Origin of the sequence: Aestuariivita sp. (genome assembly GCF_021404545.1) — a bacterium.
Taxonomy (GTDB): domain Bacteria; phylum Pseudomonadota; class Alphaproteobacteria; order Rhodobacterales; family Rhodobacteraceae; genus Aestuariivita.
This window is the reverse complement of the sequence record NZ_JAAWWD010000090.1, coordinates 1-1,145: the sequence shown is the minus strand read 5'-3', so window position 1 is coordinate 1,145 and position 1,145 is coordinate 1. Positions and strand designations below refer to the sequence as shown.

Genomic DNA, 1,145 nt, shown 5'->3' with positions numbered 1-1,145 from the left:
GGAGGTGCCTAGATACATTTGCCCCGAACAGACGCGTGCTGGAAGCTATGCCGGATTGCGAAACCATTCCTTCGGGTGCTCCCTCGCGCCGGGCGAAAATCCGGTACTTCTTGCATCAGCGTGAGTTGGCCGACGAGGCGTTGGAGGACTTTGTCGATGAAGACCTAGGGTCAGGACCCATTGATTTTCCTTTGGCAGCATGATTCACGGCTCAAAAACGAGCGGTGACTATGTCTGATCTATTCTGGCTGACGGATGCGCAGATGGCGCGTCTTGAGCCCTTCTTTCCCAAGTCCCACGGCAAGCCGCGCGTCGATGATAGGCGTGTGTTGAGCGGGATTATCTTCATCAATCGCAACGGCTTACGCTGGCGCGATGCGCCCGCTGCCTATGGCCCCCACAAGACGCTCTACAATCGCTGGAAGCGGTGGAGCGACAAGGGCATCTTTGCGCAGATGATGATGGGTTTGGCTGCCGAGCACGGCGAGGAAACGACTGTCATGATCGATGCCACCTATCTCAAGGCGCACCGCACCGCGACCAGCATGGGCGTCAAAAAGGGGGGCGTGGACGTCTGATCGGTCGCACGAAGGGCGGCATGAACACGAAGCTGCACGCCATCTGCGACAGCCAGGGACGTCCGCTGAACCTGTTCGTCACCGCCGGGCAGGTGAGCGATTACATCGGTGCACGGGCGCTGCTGAGCAGCCTGCCGGATGTGGACTGGCTGCTCGGGGATCGTGGATACGACGCCGACTGGTTCAGAGAAGCGTTGAAAGACAAGGGGATACGCCCCTGCATACCCGGTCGAAAGCAACGCAAGACGACGGTGAAATACGACAAGCGCCGCTACAAACGGCGCAACCGGATCGAGATCATGTTTGGCAGGCTCAAGGATTGGCGGCGCGTGGCAACACGATACGACAGATGCCCGAAGGTCTTCCTCTCAGCAATCGCCCTCGCAGCATTGGTCATTTACTGGTTATGAGTCCTGACCCTAGCCTGCGGGATGGTCATCCAGAAGGGCGGGCTGTAGCCCGCCATCAGCGTCCGCATGGTCAGAAGGAAGTTGTTGACGCCCTGGAAGGCCTCCCCGTTGTGCGGGAGCGGGCGGGACCGCCCCCGGGGGGCCCGGGGCCGGGCCC

General features: G+C 60.6%; 1 protein-coding gene and 2 pseudogenes. 2 read left to right on the top strand and 1 reads right to left on the bottom strand.

The window, feature by feature from the left end; all coding sequences use genetic code 11:
* Together HEP69_RS23510 and HEP69_RS23505 are read left to right on the top strand one after the other, a co-directional pair.
* A pseudogene (locus HEP69_RS23510) lies at positions 1-203 on the top strand (hypothetical protein); the annotation flags it as partial.
* Positions 204-230: 27 nt separating this feature from the next.
* Positions 231-988 (top strand): IS5 family transposase gene (locus HEP69_RS23505; protein ID WP_290560945.1). Its coding sequence is split into 2 segments (ribosomal slippage): positions 231-552 and positions 552-988, totalling 759 coding nucleotides; the frame shifts between segments, so codons are not numbered across the junction.
* Between the two features lie 11 nt (positions 989-999).
* Here HEP69_RS23505 and HEP69_RS23500 read toward each other — a convergent pair.
* Positions 1,000-1,145: pseudogene (locus HEP69_RS23500) on the bottom strand (ArdC family protein); the annotation flags it as partial.